This window comes from Acinetobacter sp. IK23, assembly GCF_035615275.1.
Classification (GTDB): Bacteria; Pseudomonadota; Gammaproteobacteria; order Pseudomonadales; family Moraxellaceae; genus Acinetobacter; species Acinetobacter seifertii.
In genome coordinates this window covers 97,797-113,195 of record NZ_JANBNX010000006.1, presented here as the reverse complement: position 1 = coordinate 113,195, position 15,399 = coordinate 97,797, and the positions used below count along the sequence as shown (strand labels likewise).

Sequence of the window (15,399 nt, the reverse complement as noted above, 5' to 3'; positions counted from 1 at the left end):
ATTGTATGGCAACAGATAATCCAAGAGCAGTTGATGATTTAACATTATCTAAATCTAAAAAAGACCCGCTTAATCGTGTGGTTTTTTATATTTCAGCTCTAATTATTTTAATCTTTTCTCTCGTTACTTTTTTGTTTAACGATTTTGCAAATCGAACAATTAACACCGTACTTGCGTGGGTAACGTCAACTTTCGGCTGGTATTACTTACTGGCTGCAACACTGTATATGGTGTTTGTTATTTTCATTGCCTGTTCCAGATATGGTGAAATTAAACTTGGCCCTAAACACTCAAAGCCTGAGTTTAGTCTACTGAGTTGGTCTGCCATGCTGTTTTCAGCAGGTATTGGTATCGATTTAATGTTCTTCTCGGTGGCCGAGCCATTATCTCATTATATGCAACCGCCTGTTGGCGTAGGCCAGACCTATGAAGCTGCACGCCAAAGTATGGTGTGGACTCTATTTCACTATGGTTTGACCGGATGGTGTATGTATGCCTTGATTGGTATGGCACTTGGCTATTTCAGTTATCGCTATAACTTACCGCTGACCATTCGTTCCGCACTTTACCCGATTTTCGGGAACAGGATTAATGGGGCCATTGGCCATAGTGTGGATACTGCCGCAGTCATCGGGACAATTTTTGGTATTGCGACCACCTGCGGGATTGGCGTAGTACAGCTGAACTATGGTTTACATGTTTTATTAGGACTGCCAGAGAATATCTGGATGCAGTTTGCACTGATTGCCATTGCAGTGGGTATTAGTATTATTTCAGTGACATCTGGGGTGAATAAGGGCCTTCGGATTTTGTCCGAAATCAATATTTATGTATCAATTGGTCTTTTGCTGTTTATTTTGTTCTTAGGTAATACCGAGTTTTTACTTAATGCTTTGGTACAAAATATTGGCGACTATTTAACTCGATTCCCGACCTTAGCACTTCAAAGTTTTGCTTTTGAGCAACCTAAAGATTGGATGAGCAGTTGGACCTTGTTCTTCTGGGCATGGTGGATTGCTTGGTCTCCATTTGTAGGACTCTTTTTGGCACGTATCTCAAGAGGGCGTACCATTCGGGAGTTCGTGTGCGGGACTTTAATTATTCCTTTATTATTTACCTTAACGTGGTTATCCATTTTTGGTAATAGCGCATTGCACAGCGTGATTTTTGAAGGTAACCAAACTTTGGCTGCAACGGTACTATCAAATCCTGCCCATGGTTTTTATGACCTGTTAGCGCAGTATCCGGGTTTTACCTTTATTGCTTCAATCGCAACGGTGACAGGTCTTTTATTCTATGTGACTTCTGCCGATTCAGGGGCATTAGTTTTGGGTAATTTCACGACCAAGCTCACCCATATTGATAATGATGCACCACGTTGGTTAAGCGTGTTCTGGGCAATTGCCATTGGCTTATTAACTCTTGCTATGCTGATGACCAACGGGATTACTACTTTGCAAAATGCCACCATTATTATGGGACTACCGTTTAGTTTTGTGATGTTCCTAGTCATGGCAGGTCTTTATAAGTCACTCAGACTTGAGGACTACAGGCACGCGAGCCGGAGTATGAACGCGGCACCTGTGGTAGGTAACGTCGATATTCTGAACTGGAAAAAGCGTTTGACCCGAGTGATGCACCATCCGGGAACGACTGAAACTAAACGTATGTTAGATGATGTTTGTTATCCGGCGGTTCAAGCCGTGGCTGATGAGCTGATTAAGCAAGGCATGAATGTCGATGTACAGCAAACGCCTCTTGAAGATGAAGAAGCGCTTTATCACCTCGATATCACCATTCATTTGGAAGAAGAGCAAAACTTCGTTTATCAGATCTGGCCAGTTCGTTATACCGCGCCTAACTTTAGTCAGCGTGTAAAACGAGGCAAGCAGTTCTATTACCGTCTCGAAACCTATCTTTATGAAGGTTCTCAAGACAACGACCTTGTTGGTTACAGTAAAGAACAGGTCATTAATGACATTTTAGATAAATATGAAAGACATATGACCTTCTTACATATCAATCGTATTAGCCCTGGAAATCGACCATTGTTCCCAGATCCACAAGCTTAAGAGGAAAATGCATGGCTTCTCCTTATCTACATTCTTTTGCTTTATTTTTCTCATTGCTCAATCCATTTTTAATGAGCATTTATATGATTGGCCTAATCCGCCATTCAGAAGCTAAGGTGTTTAATAAAGCACTGATTCAGGGAAGTTTGATTGCTTTTATTGTATTCATGCTGTTTGCATGGGGCGGTGAAACAATTTTTAGTAAATATCTGAATGTACGTTTTGAAGCCTTTCAGATTTTTGGCGGCCTGATCTTTTTGGTGATTGGTTATCGTTATGTGTTTCAGGGTGCCGATACCATTGGTGAAATGCGCGGTGCTCCTGAGCATTTAGCTGGAACCATCGCTATGCCATTTATGATTGGGCCAGGTACTATTAGTGCTGCTGTTGTCACAGGCATAGAAATGTCAATTGGTGAAGCAGCCCTAGTGATTGCCTTTACGTTGTTTTTAACCTGTAGTATTTTGATTTTGATGAAATTTTCACATGATCATTTACGCTATAAACATGCCAAACATATCGACCGCTATTTTGATATTGTTGGGCGTTTATCAGCGTTATTAATCGGTACGATCGCTATTGATATGATTATCAATGGTGTGACAGGTGTGATTAATAAAGTTTAGCAAGTATCGATCAACATCGTGCTATGCCATTTAATCTTGAAAAATGGCATAGCACTTTTTTATTATTTTTAATTTCTTAATCAATTTTTTATTTAAGAAAAACTAAAAAATAATTAAAAATAATAGATTAAAAAAACTTCGTTCAAAAAAAGAATAAACAATATTAAAAAATACGATGCTATGTTGTGGATTTAAGCATGTTTTTTTTGTGAATTATCAACCATAATGTTTCTGAGCTTGTTTGAGACAGAGTTGAGTCATGCCTACATTAGATGAAATGACAACCGTAACTGATGATCAGTCAGAATTAACCATGTCAGTTTTAATGACCCCTGATATGGCAAATTTTTCAGGTAATGTTCATGGTGGAACAATTCTTAAGCTGTTAGACCAAGTCGCCTATGCTTGTGCAAGCCGTTATTCGGGCAGCTATGTGGTCACTTTGTCTGTAGATAAAGTGAATTTTAAAGAACCGATTTATGTAGGTGAGTTAGTTACCTTCTTGGCAAGTGTGAACCATGTAGGCCGTACTTCAATGGAAGTTGGTATTCGTGTTGAAGCACAAAATATTCAAAAGCGCACTGTTCGCCATACCAATAGCTGTTATTTCACAATGGTTTCTGTTGATGAGCATGGTAAACCACGCGAAGTTCCTCAATTGAAGCTAGATACCGAGTGGAAACGCTGTCGATTTGAAGCGGCAGAGCATCGTAAGGTTTTGCGCCTACAAGAAAATCATAATCCTTCTTGTAGCATGTATAAGAAAACGTCTTAATCAGATCGAATTAAAAAAAGATCGAACCGCAGCATGGTTCGATCTTTTTTTCATCACTGAAATTTAACGTCCTGTTTCATTTCAGCAAAATTATCTCTGAGCTTGGAGGAGAGTACAGAGATAATAATTATTGAGCAGCAGGAGCGGCTTCAGAAGCTGAACCTACAGCGTCAGATGCAGCATTTGCAGTGTTGGCTTGTTCTTGAGTTGAAACTACAACTTTATCTTCTGGAGCATGAACCTTGTCATGTTTAGAAGCAGCGAAAGTTGAAGCAGCAGTTAAAGCTAGAGTAGTAGCAAGTAAAGCTTTAGCTAATTTCATTTTATGGCATCCTTAAAATTCATTAAACAATAAATTAAACCTAATCGTTCTTACCAACATGAACCCTGTATGGCTGAATGATTAAGCTAGGACACATGCTAAGCCGAGCTTTGGATTGCATCAATTAACTTAACAATCTATTACGGCTATCTTAACAATATGAAATATACGGGCCGTTTATGTGCGTCTACTGTAAAATTACCGCGCTGGTTGAACGTTTAAAATGTGAAAAAATATTTCATGTTGAATAAAAAAAAGTCAGGTTGGTTACGTAAACAAAACACTCTGGAATGAATTATGAATGCCTTAAAATAGAATATTCCGTTTGATAATAAATTATTTAAAGTAAATTTAGATAAGTAATGAGACTTTATTCTCATATTTAATGTTTTTACCCACTTTTTAAAAAGATGACGCCAAAAAGAAAAATCATTTTCATGCCACTTAAACAGTGATATACCTTTCCTAGTTTTTTTTGAACCTTGTTGATTTGAGTTGCTTGTGAAACTGATTCCCCAAAAAACTGTTCCTACCCATATTATTTCAGGATTTTTAGGGGCAGGGAAAACCACATTATTACAGCATTTATTAAGTCAGAAACCCAAAGATGAAGTGTGGGCGGTCTTAATGAATGAGTTTGGGCAAATTGGAGTCGACCAACAACTTTTACCGCAAGAACAAGGCTATGCCATAAAAGAATTATTAGGTGGGTGTTTATGTTGTAGTAGCCAACTCCCCATGCATATTGCTTTGGCTCGTTTGCTAAGTGAACAAAAACCAGACCGACTCTTTATTGAACCTACAGGGCTTGGACATCCTTCGCAACTGTTTGATCAGTTAACAGAACCTCATTGGCAAAACAGCTTGGCTATGCGTGCATTAGTCACGGTTGTCGATGGTAGCCGTTTGCATGACACCAATTGGGTTAAACAAAATCTTTATGAGGATCAGTTAAAAGCCGCGCAAATTGTGGTGGTTTCTCATGCTGATACGATGTCTTTTGAAGATGAACAAGCATTAGACCAATTGAAAGAAGAGTATCAACCTTATCAACAACAATGGTTAACGACAGGGCATGGTCAACTCGAACTAGCACAAATTGATGTTGCTGCTCGTTTAACAGCGCGCTCTATACAACCTTTACTTAAGCTTCAAAAGCAGATGAGTGAAGCTGAAGTAGCAAAAGAAATTCGCCAATTACCTTATCACTATGTTGAGTCAGCGCAGGGATATACTGTTGCAGGCTGGAAATTACCTAAGCGTTGGAAATTCGAATTTTATGCTTTGCTCGATTTACTCTGCGCACAGCAAGACTGGCTGCGTATTAAGGGAATTTTTCATACAGATCAGGGGTGGAAGACCTTTAACTTTAATCCTGAACAGTTTAATTATAAGTCTGGTGAAGAGGGCATTGATAACCGTATTGAAATCATTAGCCAACATGAACATGACTGGCTGACATTTGAAACTGAATTATTAGATTGTAGAATTGATGAATAGAGAACATTGAAAAGATAGCTCAATGTTCTCAGAAATCTTCATCTATTTTTTAATGTCGAGTACAGCTTTAGCTTGGGCATGATCAATATCTTTTTCCCAATGGGCAATCACTACGGTCGCAACACAGTTACCAATTAAGTTGGTACAGGCACGAATAATCCCAATAAACCAATCTACAGACAGTAAAAGTACTAGGCCAATTGCAGGTAAGCTTGGAATAACTGAAAGTGTAGCCGCAAGAATAACTAAAGCTGACCCCGGAATACCATGCGCACCTTTAGAGGTAATCAGTGAAACCAGTAAAATAGCTAATAAGTCATGCATGGAGAGATCGATATTGCAGGCCTGCGCAATAAAAATCACTCCTAATGTTAAATAAATGGAAAAGCCATCTAAGTTAAAAGAATAACCGGTTGGAATGACTAGACCGACTGTTGAGTCTTTTATGCCTAGGTTCTTAAGCTTCTTCATGACTTGAGGAAGAACTGAGTCGGAAGAGGCAGTACCTAAAACAATGGCAAGTTCATCTTTAAAATAGCCTACAAATTTGAAAATGTTCAGGCCAGCAAGCTTTAGAATTAAACCTAGAACAATGACAACAAATAAAATGCAGGTTGCATAAAAGAGTAAAACTAAATAACCGAGTTGTAGGAGTGAGTCTGATCCAAATTTTGCAGTGGTATAGGCAACTGAACCGAATACCCCAATTGGAGCTAAGCGAATGATTAGCCCCATAATTTTAAAGAATACTTCAGAGAAAGCTTCAAGTGCCTGACGTACTAGCTCTGCTAAATGTTTAGGAATTAAAAGTAGCGATACGCCAAATAAAATCGCGATGAGTAAAACTTGTAAAATATCGCCGTTGGCAAAAGCGCTAGTAAATGTTTTTGGAATAATATTAAGAAGAAAATCTGAACCTGTATGCATGTCGTGAGCACGTTCGGTATAGGTACTTAAATCTTTAGCATCTAAATGGCTAATATCAATATTCATACCGACGCCCGGTTTAAAGACATAAGCAACAATAATTCCCAAAATTAAAGCAATACTTGTGACTACTTCAAAATAGAGAATCGTTTTTGCACCGACTTTGCCCATTTTTTTAATATCGTTTGCACCATAAATTCCCAGTACTACGACACAAAATACAATTGGTGCAATCAACATTTTAATCAGTGAAATAAAACCATCACCAAGGGGTTTTAAAGCTAGAGAGAAGTCATGAAAAGCAAGTCCTACTGCAATACCGAGGAAGAGAGCGCAGAGAACTTGTAGGAATAAACTACGTTTAAGTTTTTGCCACATAAGTCATCAAATCAAAAGAGAGGAATACAAACCCTTTAAAGCAAAAAGCCCGCCAACTTGGAAAGCGCTTGGATGTTTTGGAAGAAGATGCAAATTTAGAGTGAAAGAAGTTTTGTGTTACTGCGTTTTTTCTATAATTTTTTAATTGAAATCGAGTATTCTTAGCGCCAAATTTTTGGACATATTAACCATGGCGCTTAAAGCAACAATTTATAAGGCAGACTTGAATATTGCCAATATGGATGACCATATCTATGGCGATTATCAATTGACGCTTGCATTGCATCCTTCAGAAACTTTAGAACGGTTAATGGTTCGTGTTATGGCATTTGCACGTTTTGCAAGTGACAGTCTTGAATTTACTAAAGACCTTTTTGAAACTGATGAGCCTGCACTTTGGCAAAAAGACTTAACAGGTCAGTTAGAAAATTGGATTGAAGTCGGTTTACCTTCTGAAGATAAAGTGAAAAAAGCCAGTGCTCGTTGTAAAGCTGTAGCAATTGTTGCGTATGGTTCACAGGTCGAAGACTGGTGGAAGAGAAACAGTAAAATTAAAACATTAAGTAATGTCCAAGTTTGGCAAATTGCACCTGAAAGTACAGCAGAGTTAGAACAGCTTTGTGAACGTACGATGCAGTTACAGTTAAACGTTATGGACTCTGAGTGGACTTTACTGGGCGAAAATGGCCAAGCAAATGTAGTGTGGACCCAATTACAGTAAAATTGGAAAGCGCAACAAAATTTACAAAACTAGTTGCTAGACTAAAGATTGAGTCTGGGCTTTGAATTTAAATGAAACGGAAATGTTATGATCACTGAATTAGAAATTATCGATTTAAAAGTAGGCGAAGGTAAGGAAGCGGTTAAAGGTGCCTTAATTACCACTCACTATACAGGTTGGTTAGAGGACGGTACTAAATTCGACTCTTCAATTGACCGCGGAAATTATTTCGAATGCGTCATTGGAACAGGCCGTGTGATTAAAGGTTGGGACCAAGGCATCATGGGAATGAAAGTTGGTGGAAAACGTAAACTTATTGTTCCTGCGCATTTGGCTTATGGTGAACGCAAAATGGGCAAAGTTATTCCGGCGAACTCAAATTTGATTTTTGAAATTGAGTTATTTGACGTAAAAACTCGCGATGAATGAAATCAAAATTTTACCGTTTGATTTTGTTATATAAGCTTTAAATATAAATATATTCGTTATTTATATTTTAGCTTTTTGAATATTTAAGATTATTTTCAGTTTATTTGATTATAAAGGTGAACTGAAAAACTGTTCATTTTGGGCAGTTTAAACTTAAGGGCTAAATAGACGTCGGTTTTAGTTCTTAAGTTTAAATTTCACATAAATAATCTATATTGCTATTGAGACGCTATTTCATGATTACCCGCTTTGCATCTCCTTTGTTGAATCTAACGCTTGGCTTGGCTTTAGCAGGCTTGTCAGGTATGGCATTAGCTGCTCCTCCTAAAATAGATGCTTCAGAACTTACTGTTATTGGCTATCATGAAATTACCGATACTAAGAATGCCTTAATTCCTCAATATGCGGTGACTACGAAACAATTTAGTGAGCATATCGATTGGCTGCAAAAAAACGGTTTCCATTTTATTACTGTAGACCAGCTAATTCGCGCTCATCAGGGTAAAGTTGCACTGCCAAGCAAACCGGTTTTATTAACTGTAGATGATGGTTATCAGACTTTTTATCAAAATGCTTATCCAGTGATTAAGGCTAAGAAAATACCAGTAGTACTTGCTGTTGTTGGTTCATGGTTAGAGCCAAAAGAAAATCAGAAGGTCGATTTTTCTGGTGAAGAAATTTCACGTGATAAAATCTTAAGCTGGCCTGAACTTAAAGAGATGCAAGATAGCGGTTTTGTTGAAATTGCAAGCCATAGCTATCACTTACACCGTGGTATTAATGGTAATCCACAAGGAAACTCTGAACCTGCGGCCACCACACGTTTTTATGATGATAAAACTAAAACATATGAAAACGACAGCCAGTATCAGACTCGAATCTATAATGATTTAAAAAAGAATAATCAGTTGCTCAAACAACATGGTATACGTTCGCCACGTATTATGGTTTGGCCATACGGTCGCTATAATATGCAAACGGTTCAGATTGCTAAAAAGCTTGGTATGCCAATTACCATTACACTTGATGATGGGGCAGATCATGCTAAACAATCACTACAGAATATGAGCCGTATTTTGGTAGAAGGCGGAATGAGTACCAATGATTTGGCTCAAGAGATTAAAAACCGTGAATTAAACTTAACGGATAACAATCGCCCACAAAAAATTATGCATGTTGATCTCGACTATATTTATGATCCAGATCCGAAACAACAAGAGCGTAATTTAGGTAATCTACTCGACCGTATTAATGCGATGGGCGTAAACACGGTTTATTTACAAGCTTTCTCTGATGCAGATGCTAATGGTTCTGCCGATATGGTATACTTCCCAAATCGACATATTCCTATGCGTGCTGATCTATTCAACCGTGTTGCATGGCAAATTCAAACACGTACGCCTGTAAGCCGTATTTATGCGTGGATGCCTTTATTGGCATGGGAACTACCAAAAACTGATCCTGTATCAAAAGATTTGGTTGTAACCCAGCAGGATAAAACGAGTGAGCATCTCAATATGGGATACATTCGTTTAAGTCCTTTTTCACCTGAAGCGCGTCAAACTATCCGTGAAATATATGAAGATTTAGCGAAGTCATCGTCTTTCAATGGAATTTTATTCCATGACGATGTGACTCTGTCTGATTATGAAGATGCAAGCCCAGATGCCTTAAAAGCTTATGCGAAACAAGGTTTACCAACAGACTTGGCAAAAATTCGTGAAAATGACGAAGATTTGCAGAAGTGGACTGCATATAAAACAAGATATTTAGATGATTTTGCGATGGAGCTTGTTGGTGAGGTTCGTCAGTATGAGCCATTCCTGCTTACAGCACGTAATTTATATGCACAAGTGGCTTTAAAACCATATGCGGAAAATTGGTACTCTCAGTCACTTGAAGAGTCATTAAACCGTTATGATTTTACTGCTATTATGGCGATGCCTTATATGGAGCAAGTGAAGAACCAAGATCAATTCTATAAAGATATGGTTGATCGTGTGAAACAGTATCCAAATGGCATTAAGAAAACAGTTTTTGAGCTACAAGCAACGAACTGGCGTAATAACGAAAAGGTACCTTCAACTGAAATGGCTGCGACAATTCACTCTCTCTATGAACAAGGTGCAATGCATGTTGCATATTATCCAGATGACCCAATTAAAGATCATCCGGACGTGAACGTGATGCATAAAGCATTTGCTGAAAAGTCATCTCGTCTTGTGCCGTAGACGAGGCTGAAACATGACAATCTTTGCTGCAATATGGTCGCAGGCTCTAAAGTTCGTTTTTTATTATCCATTGTTTATGTCATATCTATGGATGATTGGTGCGATCATTTTCTATTGGAAAGAACGTAAGGCTCCACCTTACGATCAACCGGCTCCATTAGAAAGCTATCCGAAAGTTGCTGTACTTATTCCTTGCTTTAACGAGGGTGATAATGCAGAGGAAACCATTAGTCACGCTTTAAAATTGGATTACCCTAATTTTGAAGTCATTGCGATTAACGATGGTAGTTCGGATAATACGGGTGAAGTCCTAGATCGTTTAGCTGAACAATACGAAAAACTTCGTGTTGTTCACCTTGCACAAAACCAAGGTAAAGCAATGGGCCTACAGGCTGGTAGCCTCATGACCGATGCCGAGTTTTTAATTGGTATTGATGGCGATGCTTTGCTTGACCCGCATGCAGCAAAATGGATGATTCGTCATTTTCTTCAGAATCCAACAGTTGCAGCCGTAACTGGAAACCCACGTATTCGTACGCGTTCAACTTTGTTAGGACGTATTCAAGTCGGTGAGTTTTCTTCGATTGTGGGAATGATTAAACGTGCGCAGCGTACATTTGGTCGTTTGTTTACGGTGTCTGGTGTAATTACGGCTTTCCGTAAAAGTGCTGTTCACCAAGTCGATTATTGGTCACCAAATATGTTGACCGAAGACATCGATATTACTTGGAAATTGCAACGTGCAGGCTGGGATATTCGTTTTGAACCGAATGCCTTGGTCTGGATTTTAATGCCTGAAACATTAAACGGATTGTGGAAACAGCGTTTACGTTGGGCAATGGGTGGGGCACAGGTATTAATTAAAAATATTGATGTGTTCACCAAACCAAAATTGAATTTTTTATGGCCTTTAATGTTTGAGCTTTGCTTAACTTTAGTCTGGTCATATTTAATGCTGGCAATGGCTTTATTGTGGTTGGTACATTTTATTTTCCCAGTCCCTGCATTAGCCGTTGTGAGTTCCCCATTTTTACCGTATGGTACAGGTATTTTATTGGGGGCAACCTGTCTAATTCAGTTTGCTTTAAGCAAATGGATGGATAGTCGTTATGAACCGAATCTAGGAAAAAACTATTTCTGGATGATTTGGTATCCATTGGTCTTTTGGCTAATCACCATTTCGGCAACCATTGTGGCATTTCCAAAAGTCTTACGACGTGGAGATGAGAAACGAGCACGTTGGGTGAGCCCGGATCGGGGCATTCGTTAGATGAAATGCAAGAGTCATGAGATTTTAAAGATCGTGCTGTATTGATGTCTGGGGAAAACCGCAGCACTTCGTTAGGTAAAAGAGAAATGAAGACAAATTCGTTGATTATTGATTTACGTCGTCAATTACCGTGGCACAAGCGCTATGTTTCTACAACAAGCACAGCCATGATGTGGGGCGGTTGGTTGTTGTTGTGGCGTCCTTTCGTGTTTGTATGGTTATTGGTTGAACTACAAAAAACACATTTGGTACACCGTTTATTTAGTGCCTTTGGTGTGGGAATTGAGCATGGCTTTACAGCACTCATTGCTTGTGCAATTGGTTTGTTGCTATGGAGTCATATTTTGCCTGAACGCCGTGTGGGTGGTGATGAACTTGACATGAAGCAGACAGATGATTATGCACGCTACTTTGATATACCTGAGCAAGAAATTGAGCAGGGACGTAGCCAAAAAATTACGATAGTTCACCACGATGAATTTGGTAAAATTGTTAGAGTTGAATAAGCCAAATTAATTCAAGAAAGCCCACATTATGTGGGCTTTCTTTTTATATATGTTTTTAGAGAGTAATAAGTTTTAAATCTTGAAAGCTATGTCTGAGTAGGCTTTATTTACCTTTGAAAACAGGTGGACGCTTTTGTAGCATGGCAAAGACACCTTCTCGAACATCTTCTGTGGTCAGCAAAGGCTGTAAATGAGTTTGCAATTGATCAAAAGCAACCTCATAGCCTTCATTAATAGCTTCACGTGCAGAGGCAAGAGTGGCTTTGACAGCAAGTGGGGCCGCCTGGGAAATATGTTCCGCAAGTTCTATCGCACGGTTAAGCTCCGTCCCTTCAGGGCATATTTCTGTAATCAGATTCATATCAAATGCTGCTTTTGCATCAAAAGGGTCACCTGTAAGCAAATAGCGCATCGCTTTGGCCCAACCTGCTGCCTGAGTAAAGCGAGCAGTCGCGCCGCCAAAAGGTAAGATGCCACGTTGGACTTCCATTTGTGCAAATTGAGTATTTTCACTTGCAATTGCAAGATCTGCATTAAGAAATAGTTCGATACCCGCGGTATAACAGTAGCCCTGTACAGCTACAATTAATGGTTTACTCAGTTTTCGGCCAACTGTACCCCATGGGTTAATTTCTTCATCATTAAAATCGAACACGCCTGTAGCAAGCTTAGGTTGTAACTCAACCAAATCTAAACCCGCCGTAAAATGATCGCCATGAGCAAAAATAATCGCACAGCGCAGAGCATCATTATTTTCATATTCTGTAAGCGCTAGAGATAAATCTTTAATGAGGTGGCTATCAAAGGCATTGCGTTTTGCTGCCCGATCTAAACCAATTAAAAAAATATGTCCGCGAGTTTCACGGCTGACTTTTCCTTCTTGATTTGACATATTGTCGTGCTCTTTATTTGTGTTTCATTATCTTTTAAACAATCATTTAAAAACGATCAAATACAATTTGTTGATGACTTGGTAAGTGAAAATAAAAGCATGCTGTCAATACTCGTCAAAAGTCAACCTGACGTATAGATGTATCAGGTTGAGCAAGTTTATGCAGAGCGCCGTGAATACATTAATAGCCCTAGACATAACAGGGTTAAACCTAAAACAAGATGTGAGCTAAGTTGTTCATGGTTGAACCATGTTCCCCAAAAGGTGGCTAAAACAGGGGTGATAATTGTAATAAGTAGTACCGTCGTCGGTTGGAGTACCTTAATGAGTTGATAATAAAAAATCATGGCAAGTACAGAAGAAAAGACAGCACTATAGAAGACCGCGAGTGAAATTTTCAGACTTGGAAGTTCAGTTGGAAGATGTGACCAGAAGAAAGGCAATAAGCATGCGTAACCTACCCACGAGACAAGGCTAGAACCCGTCATTTGTATAATGGGGTGAATATGCGCTCCGACAGATTTTACGGCAAAAGTCGACAATACATAAAACAGCATAGCGATTAGCTCTAGCATAATACCAATACTGTTGAGCTGAAAACCTGATGAAGATAGCCCTAATGTAAAACTCATCCCGACAAGCGCAATACCGAGACCAAGCCACTGCCATGATGAAAAACGCTCACGCCCTAATACAAAAGAACTGACAAGCCCAGATACTAACGGAGAGGTGCCGTAAATAATTGAAATAATGGCTGATGGAACTTTATCTGCACCCATGTAGCAAAAAGCCATGGAACCAAATAAACCAATGGCTCCTGCACAGTAGCTTAAAACCGCTTTTTTACTAAAGATCAGTTTTAAACGGAAAAACTTTAGACATAGTAAAGCAATCGGAATAGCGATGCTAAAGCGAAGGAATAATCCCCATGCCCAGTGAAGTTCTTGTACTGTCCAGACGGCGGCGAGTGGTGTAAGCGACCAAATAATAATGACCGCAATAAATTGGCCGGCTGTAGCGAGTCGAGTCGGAGATGAAGGTAATGCTACAGCCGGCTGAATCTGCGGGCTGGACGTACTCTGTTGTTCAAATAAAGGCTTCATATAAAGCTCCATAAATTGATGTTTTGTAGGATGAACGGGCATAAAAAAAGCCGCTTTTTATGGCGGCTTTTTAAGAAAAATCAGAGGAAATATTATGTAAGTAACTTCTTGATTTTTTTATTCAAAGCGCCAAATTGTCTGAAATAAGGGCGTCGGCAATCGACCACACAGAGCATCATCTCTGAGGCGTGGAATTGACGCGCTAGACAATAATGGGCTTTAGATAAAAACATGATAAGTATATTAAAAATATAGATGATATTTTTATAACATATAAACAGAAAAGTACAAATGAGATTCAAGCGTGGAATATAGATTTTTTGAATACGTTAAATTAGTTGTTTGCTTAGCCCCATATTTTTCTCATAATACCTCGTCAAATTGATCTCAATAAGCAGCTGCTCTTATGTCACCTTTAGAAATCTTTGCGGTCTTAATTAGTCTAATTGGAGTCGGATTAACTGTAATTCGCAATATGTGGTGCTGGCTGTTTAATTTCTTTGCCTTTGTTCTATACGCCTATTTGTTTTATGAATTTAAGCTTTATGGTGAAACGATTTTGCAGTTCTTTTTTATGGCTGTAAATTTTTATGGTTTTTACTATTGGCTCAAAGGAAAGCAGCAAGATCACGACATTCGAATTGAACCTATCGCAGTTCAAACCGCTATCATTCAAATGATCATTGCTGCGGTAGGTGGCTTACTGTTTGGTTTGATACTTAAAAACTTTACCGATGCAGCAGTGCCTATGCTCGACTCACAGCTTGCCGCATTTAGTTTGCTTGCAACTTATTGGACGAGTCGAAAACATATTGCAACTTGGATACTTTGGGTATTTGTCGACATTATTTATGTGGGTATGTTTATTTATAAAGATCTGTTTTTAACTTCTGCCTTATATGCAGCCTTTGTGTTAATGGCAGCTTATGGTTGGTATCAATGGGAGAAGGTTAAAAGAAAGCAGGTTGATCATATAGACTTGAAAAAAACGATTTAATGTATGAGAAAATATTAAAACAATAATCCTGTTTGGAAATTATTTGATGACTCATACTTTAAAAAAGCTTTTATTTTGTTTATTTCTTTTTGCTGGTTATGCAAATGCTCAGGTTAATGCTATTCCTTTAAACCAGCTCAGTAAATTACCTGATTCATGTCAGAAAGATGAACCTGTTGAAAATAATAAATTAGTTATACAGACGGCACAGATAAAAATACAAAGCTATTCTTGCTTTAAGCCTGATATAGCTGATGCGCTAGGCTATAACGTATTTGCTATCAATTTAGATAAAAATAAAACCTATTATTTTAAAGCGCAAACTCAGGATATATCTTCAATAGCTGGTCAGAACATACATAAAATTGATTCTGAAACCTTTGCAATAGACAACTATCAAGAGCGTGGCGGAAATTTCATTATTTTTTGGGTAGCGGATTGGTCAAATATTTATACACAAGATATTTCTTATTATACGGATGATGAAACTTCCATAGATAGTTTTATTAAAGACAACCAGATTTATTTACAGAAGAAAAAATATTTGAATAATACCAAAACTAAAAAAGTTGGAGCTCCCTTAATCATTATGAAAGACAAACAAAAAGGTTTGATTATTAATAAGACTAAGGCACAAAACTTTTAAATCA

15 protein-coding genes are annotated in these 15,399 nt (G+C 38.4%); 11 read left to right on the top strand and 4 right to left on the bottom strand.

Annotated elements, in window-relative coordinates; all coding sequences use genetic code 11:
• The first annotated feature begins 5 nt into the window (after nucleotides 1-5).
• From MSG95_RS06780 to MSG95_RS06770, 3 genes are all read left to right on the top strand, one after another.
• Nucleotides 6-2,072 carry a choline transporter gene (locus tag MSG95_RS06780; protein ID WP_324624926.1) on the top strand — a complete coding sequence of 689 codons (2,067 nt, stop codon included), beginning with the start codon at nucleotides 6-8 and terminating at the stop codon, nucleotides 2,070-2,072.
• An 11-nt stretch (nucleotides 2,073-2,083) separates the two neighbouring features.
• A complete protein-coding gene (locus MSG95_RS06775) occupies nucleotides 2,084-2,698 on the top strand; it encodes a MarC family protein (RefSeq protein WP_004703201.1) in 615 nt (204 codons plus the stop codon).
• Between the two features lie 259 nt (nucleotides 2,699-2,957).
• Nucleotides 2,958-3,473: an acyl-CoA thioesterase gene (locus MSG95_RS06770; protein ID WP_004703199.1), complete on the top strand. Its 516-nt coding sequence runs from the start codon at nucleotides 2,958-2,960 to the stop codon at nucleotides 3,471-3,473.
• Between the two features lie 127 nt (nucleotides 3,474-3,600).
• Here MSG95_RS06770 and MSG95_RS06765 read toward each other — a convergent pair whose 3' ends face one another.
• The gene (locus tag MSG95_RS06765; RefSeq protein WP_324624737.1) at nucleotides 3,601-3,795 is read right to left on the bottom strand and encodes a hypothetical protein; all 195 of its coding nucleotides are present in this window, start codon (nucleotides 3,793-3,795) and stop codon (nucleotides 3,601-3,603) included.
• A gap of 501 nt (nucleotides 3,796-4,296) precedes the next feature.
• On the opposite strand from MSG95_RS06765, the gene MSG95_RS06760 reads away from it, so the two are divergent.
• Complete coding sequence (locus MSG95_RS06760) at nucleotides 4,297-5,295, top strand: GTP-binding protein (protein ID WP_324624736.1); 999 nt, start codon at nucleotides 4,297-4,299, stop codon at nucleotides 5,293-5,295.
• Between the two features lie 42 nt (nucleotides 5,296-5,337).
• Here MSG95_RS06760 and dctA read toward each other — a convergent pair whose 3' ends face one another.
• Nucleotides 5,338-6,600 (bottom strand): C4-dicarboxylate transporter DctA, encoded by a 1,263-nt coding sequence (dctA, locus tag MSG95_RS06755; protein ID WP_039254131.1) that lies wholly within the window; start codon nucleotides 6,598-6,600, stop codon nucleotides 5,338-5,340.
• A 190-nt stretch (nucleotides 6,601-6,790) separates the two neighbouring features.
• On the opposite strand from dctA, the gene MSG95_RS06750 reads away from it, so the two are divergent.
• From MSG95_RS06750 to pgaD, 5 genes are all read left to right on the top strand, one after another.
• Nucleotides 6,791-7,321, top strand: a complete 531-nt coding sequence (locus MSG95_RS06750; protein WP_039254128.1) for a YaeQ family protein — start codon at nucleotides 6,791-6,793, stop codon at nucleotides 7,319-7,321.
• An 87-nt stretch (nucleotides 7,322-7,408) separates the two neighbouring features.
• Nucleotides 7,409-7,750 (top strand): FKBP-type peptidyl-prolyl cis-trans isomerase, encoded by a 342-nt coding sequence (locus MSG95_RS06745; RefSeq protein WP_004703189.1) that lies wholly within the window; start codon nucleotides 7,409-7,411, stop codon nucleotides 7,748-7,750.
• A gap of 236 nt (nucleotides 7,751-7,986) precedes the next feature.
• Nucleotides 7,987-9,981: a poly-beta-1,6-N-acetyl-D-glucosamine N-deacetylase PgaB gene (gene pgaB / locus MSG95_RS06740; protein WP_324624735.1), complete on the top strand. Its 1,995-nt coding sequence runs from the start codon at nucleotides 7,987-7,989 to the stop codon at nucleotides 9,979-9,981.
• A gap of 13 nt (nucleotides 9,982-9,994) precedes the next feature.
• Entirely contained in the window at nucleotides 9,995-11,251 is a 1,257-nt protein-coding gene (pgaC, locus tag MSG95_RS06735; RefSeq protein ID WP_004703185.1) for a poly-beta-1,6-N-acetyl-D-glucosamine synthase, read from the top strand.
• 86 nt (nucleotides 11,252-11,337) lie between these two features.
• Entirely contained in the window at nucleotides 11,338-11,757 is a 420-nt protein-coding gene (gene pgaD / locus MSG95_RS06730; RefSeq protein ID WP_324624734.1) for a poly-beta-1,6-N-acetyl-D-glucosamine biosynthesis protein PgaD, read from the top strand.
• A gap of 103 nt (nucleotides 11,758-11,860) precedes the next feature.
• Here pgaD and MSG95_RS06725 read toward each other — a convergent pair whose 3' ends face one another.
• Nucleotides 11,861-12,649 (bottom strand): crotonase/enoyl-CoA hydratase family protein, encoded by a 789-nt coding sequence (locus tag MSG95_RS06725; RefSeq protein ID WP_324624733.1) that lies wholly within the window; start codon nucleotides 12,647-12,649, stop codon nucleotides 11,861-11,863.
• A gap of 158 nt (nucleotides 12,650-12,807) precedes the next feature.
• Entirely contained in the window at nucleotides 12,808-13,752 is a 945-nt protein-coding gene (locus MSG95_RS06720) for a DMT family transporter (protein ID WP_191010964.1), read from the bottom strand.
• A gap of 406 nt (nucleotides 13,753-14,158) precedes the next feature.
• Here MSG95_RS06720 and pnuC point away from each other — a divergent pair, with 406 nt between their 5' ends.
• Nucleotides 14,159-14,749 carry a nicotinamide riboside transporter PnuC gene (gene pnuC, locus MSG95_RS06715; RefSeq protein WP_288101780.1) on the top strand — a complete coding sequence of 197 codons (591 nt, stop codon included), beginning with the start codon at nucleotides 14,159-14,161 and terminating at the stop codon, nucleotides 14,747-14,749.
• A gap of 46 nt (nucleotides 14,750-14,795) precedes the next feature.
• Nucleotides 14,796-15,395 carry a hypothetical protein gene (locus tag MSG95_RS06710; RefSeq protein WP_324624732.1) on the top strand — a complete coding sequence of 200 codons (600 nt, stop codon included), beginning with the start codon at nucleotides 14,796-14,798 and terminating at the stop codon, nucleotides 15,393-15,395.
• Nucleotides 15,396-15,399: the final 4 nt, after the last annotated feature.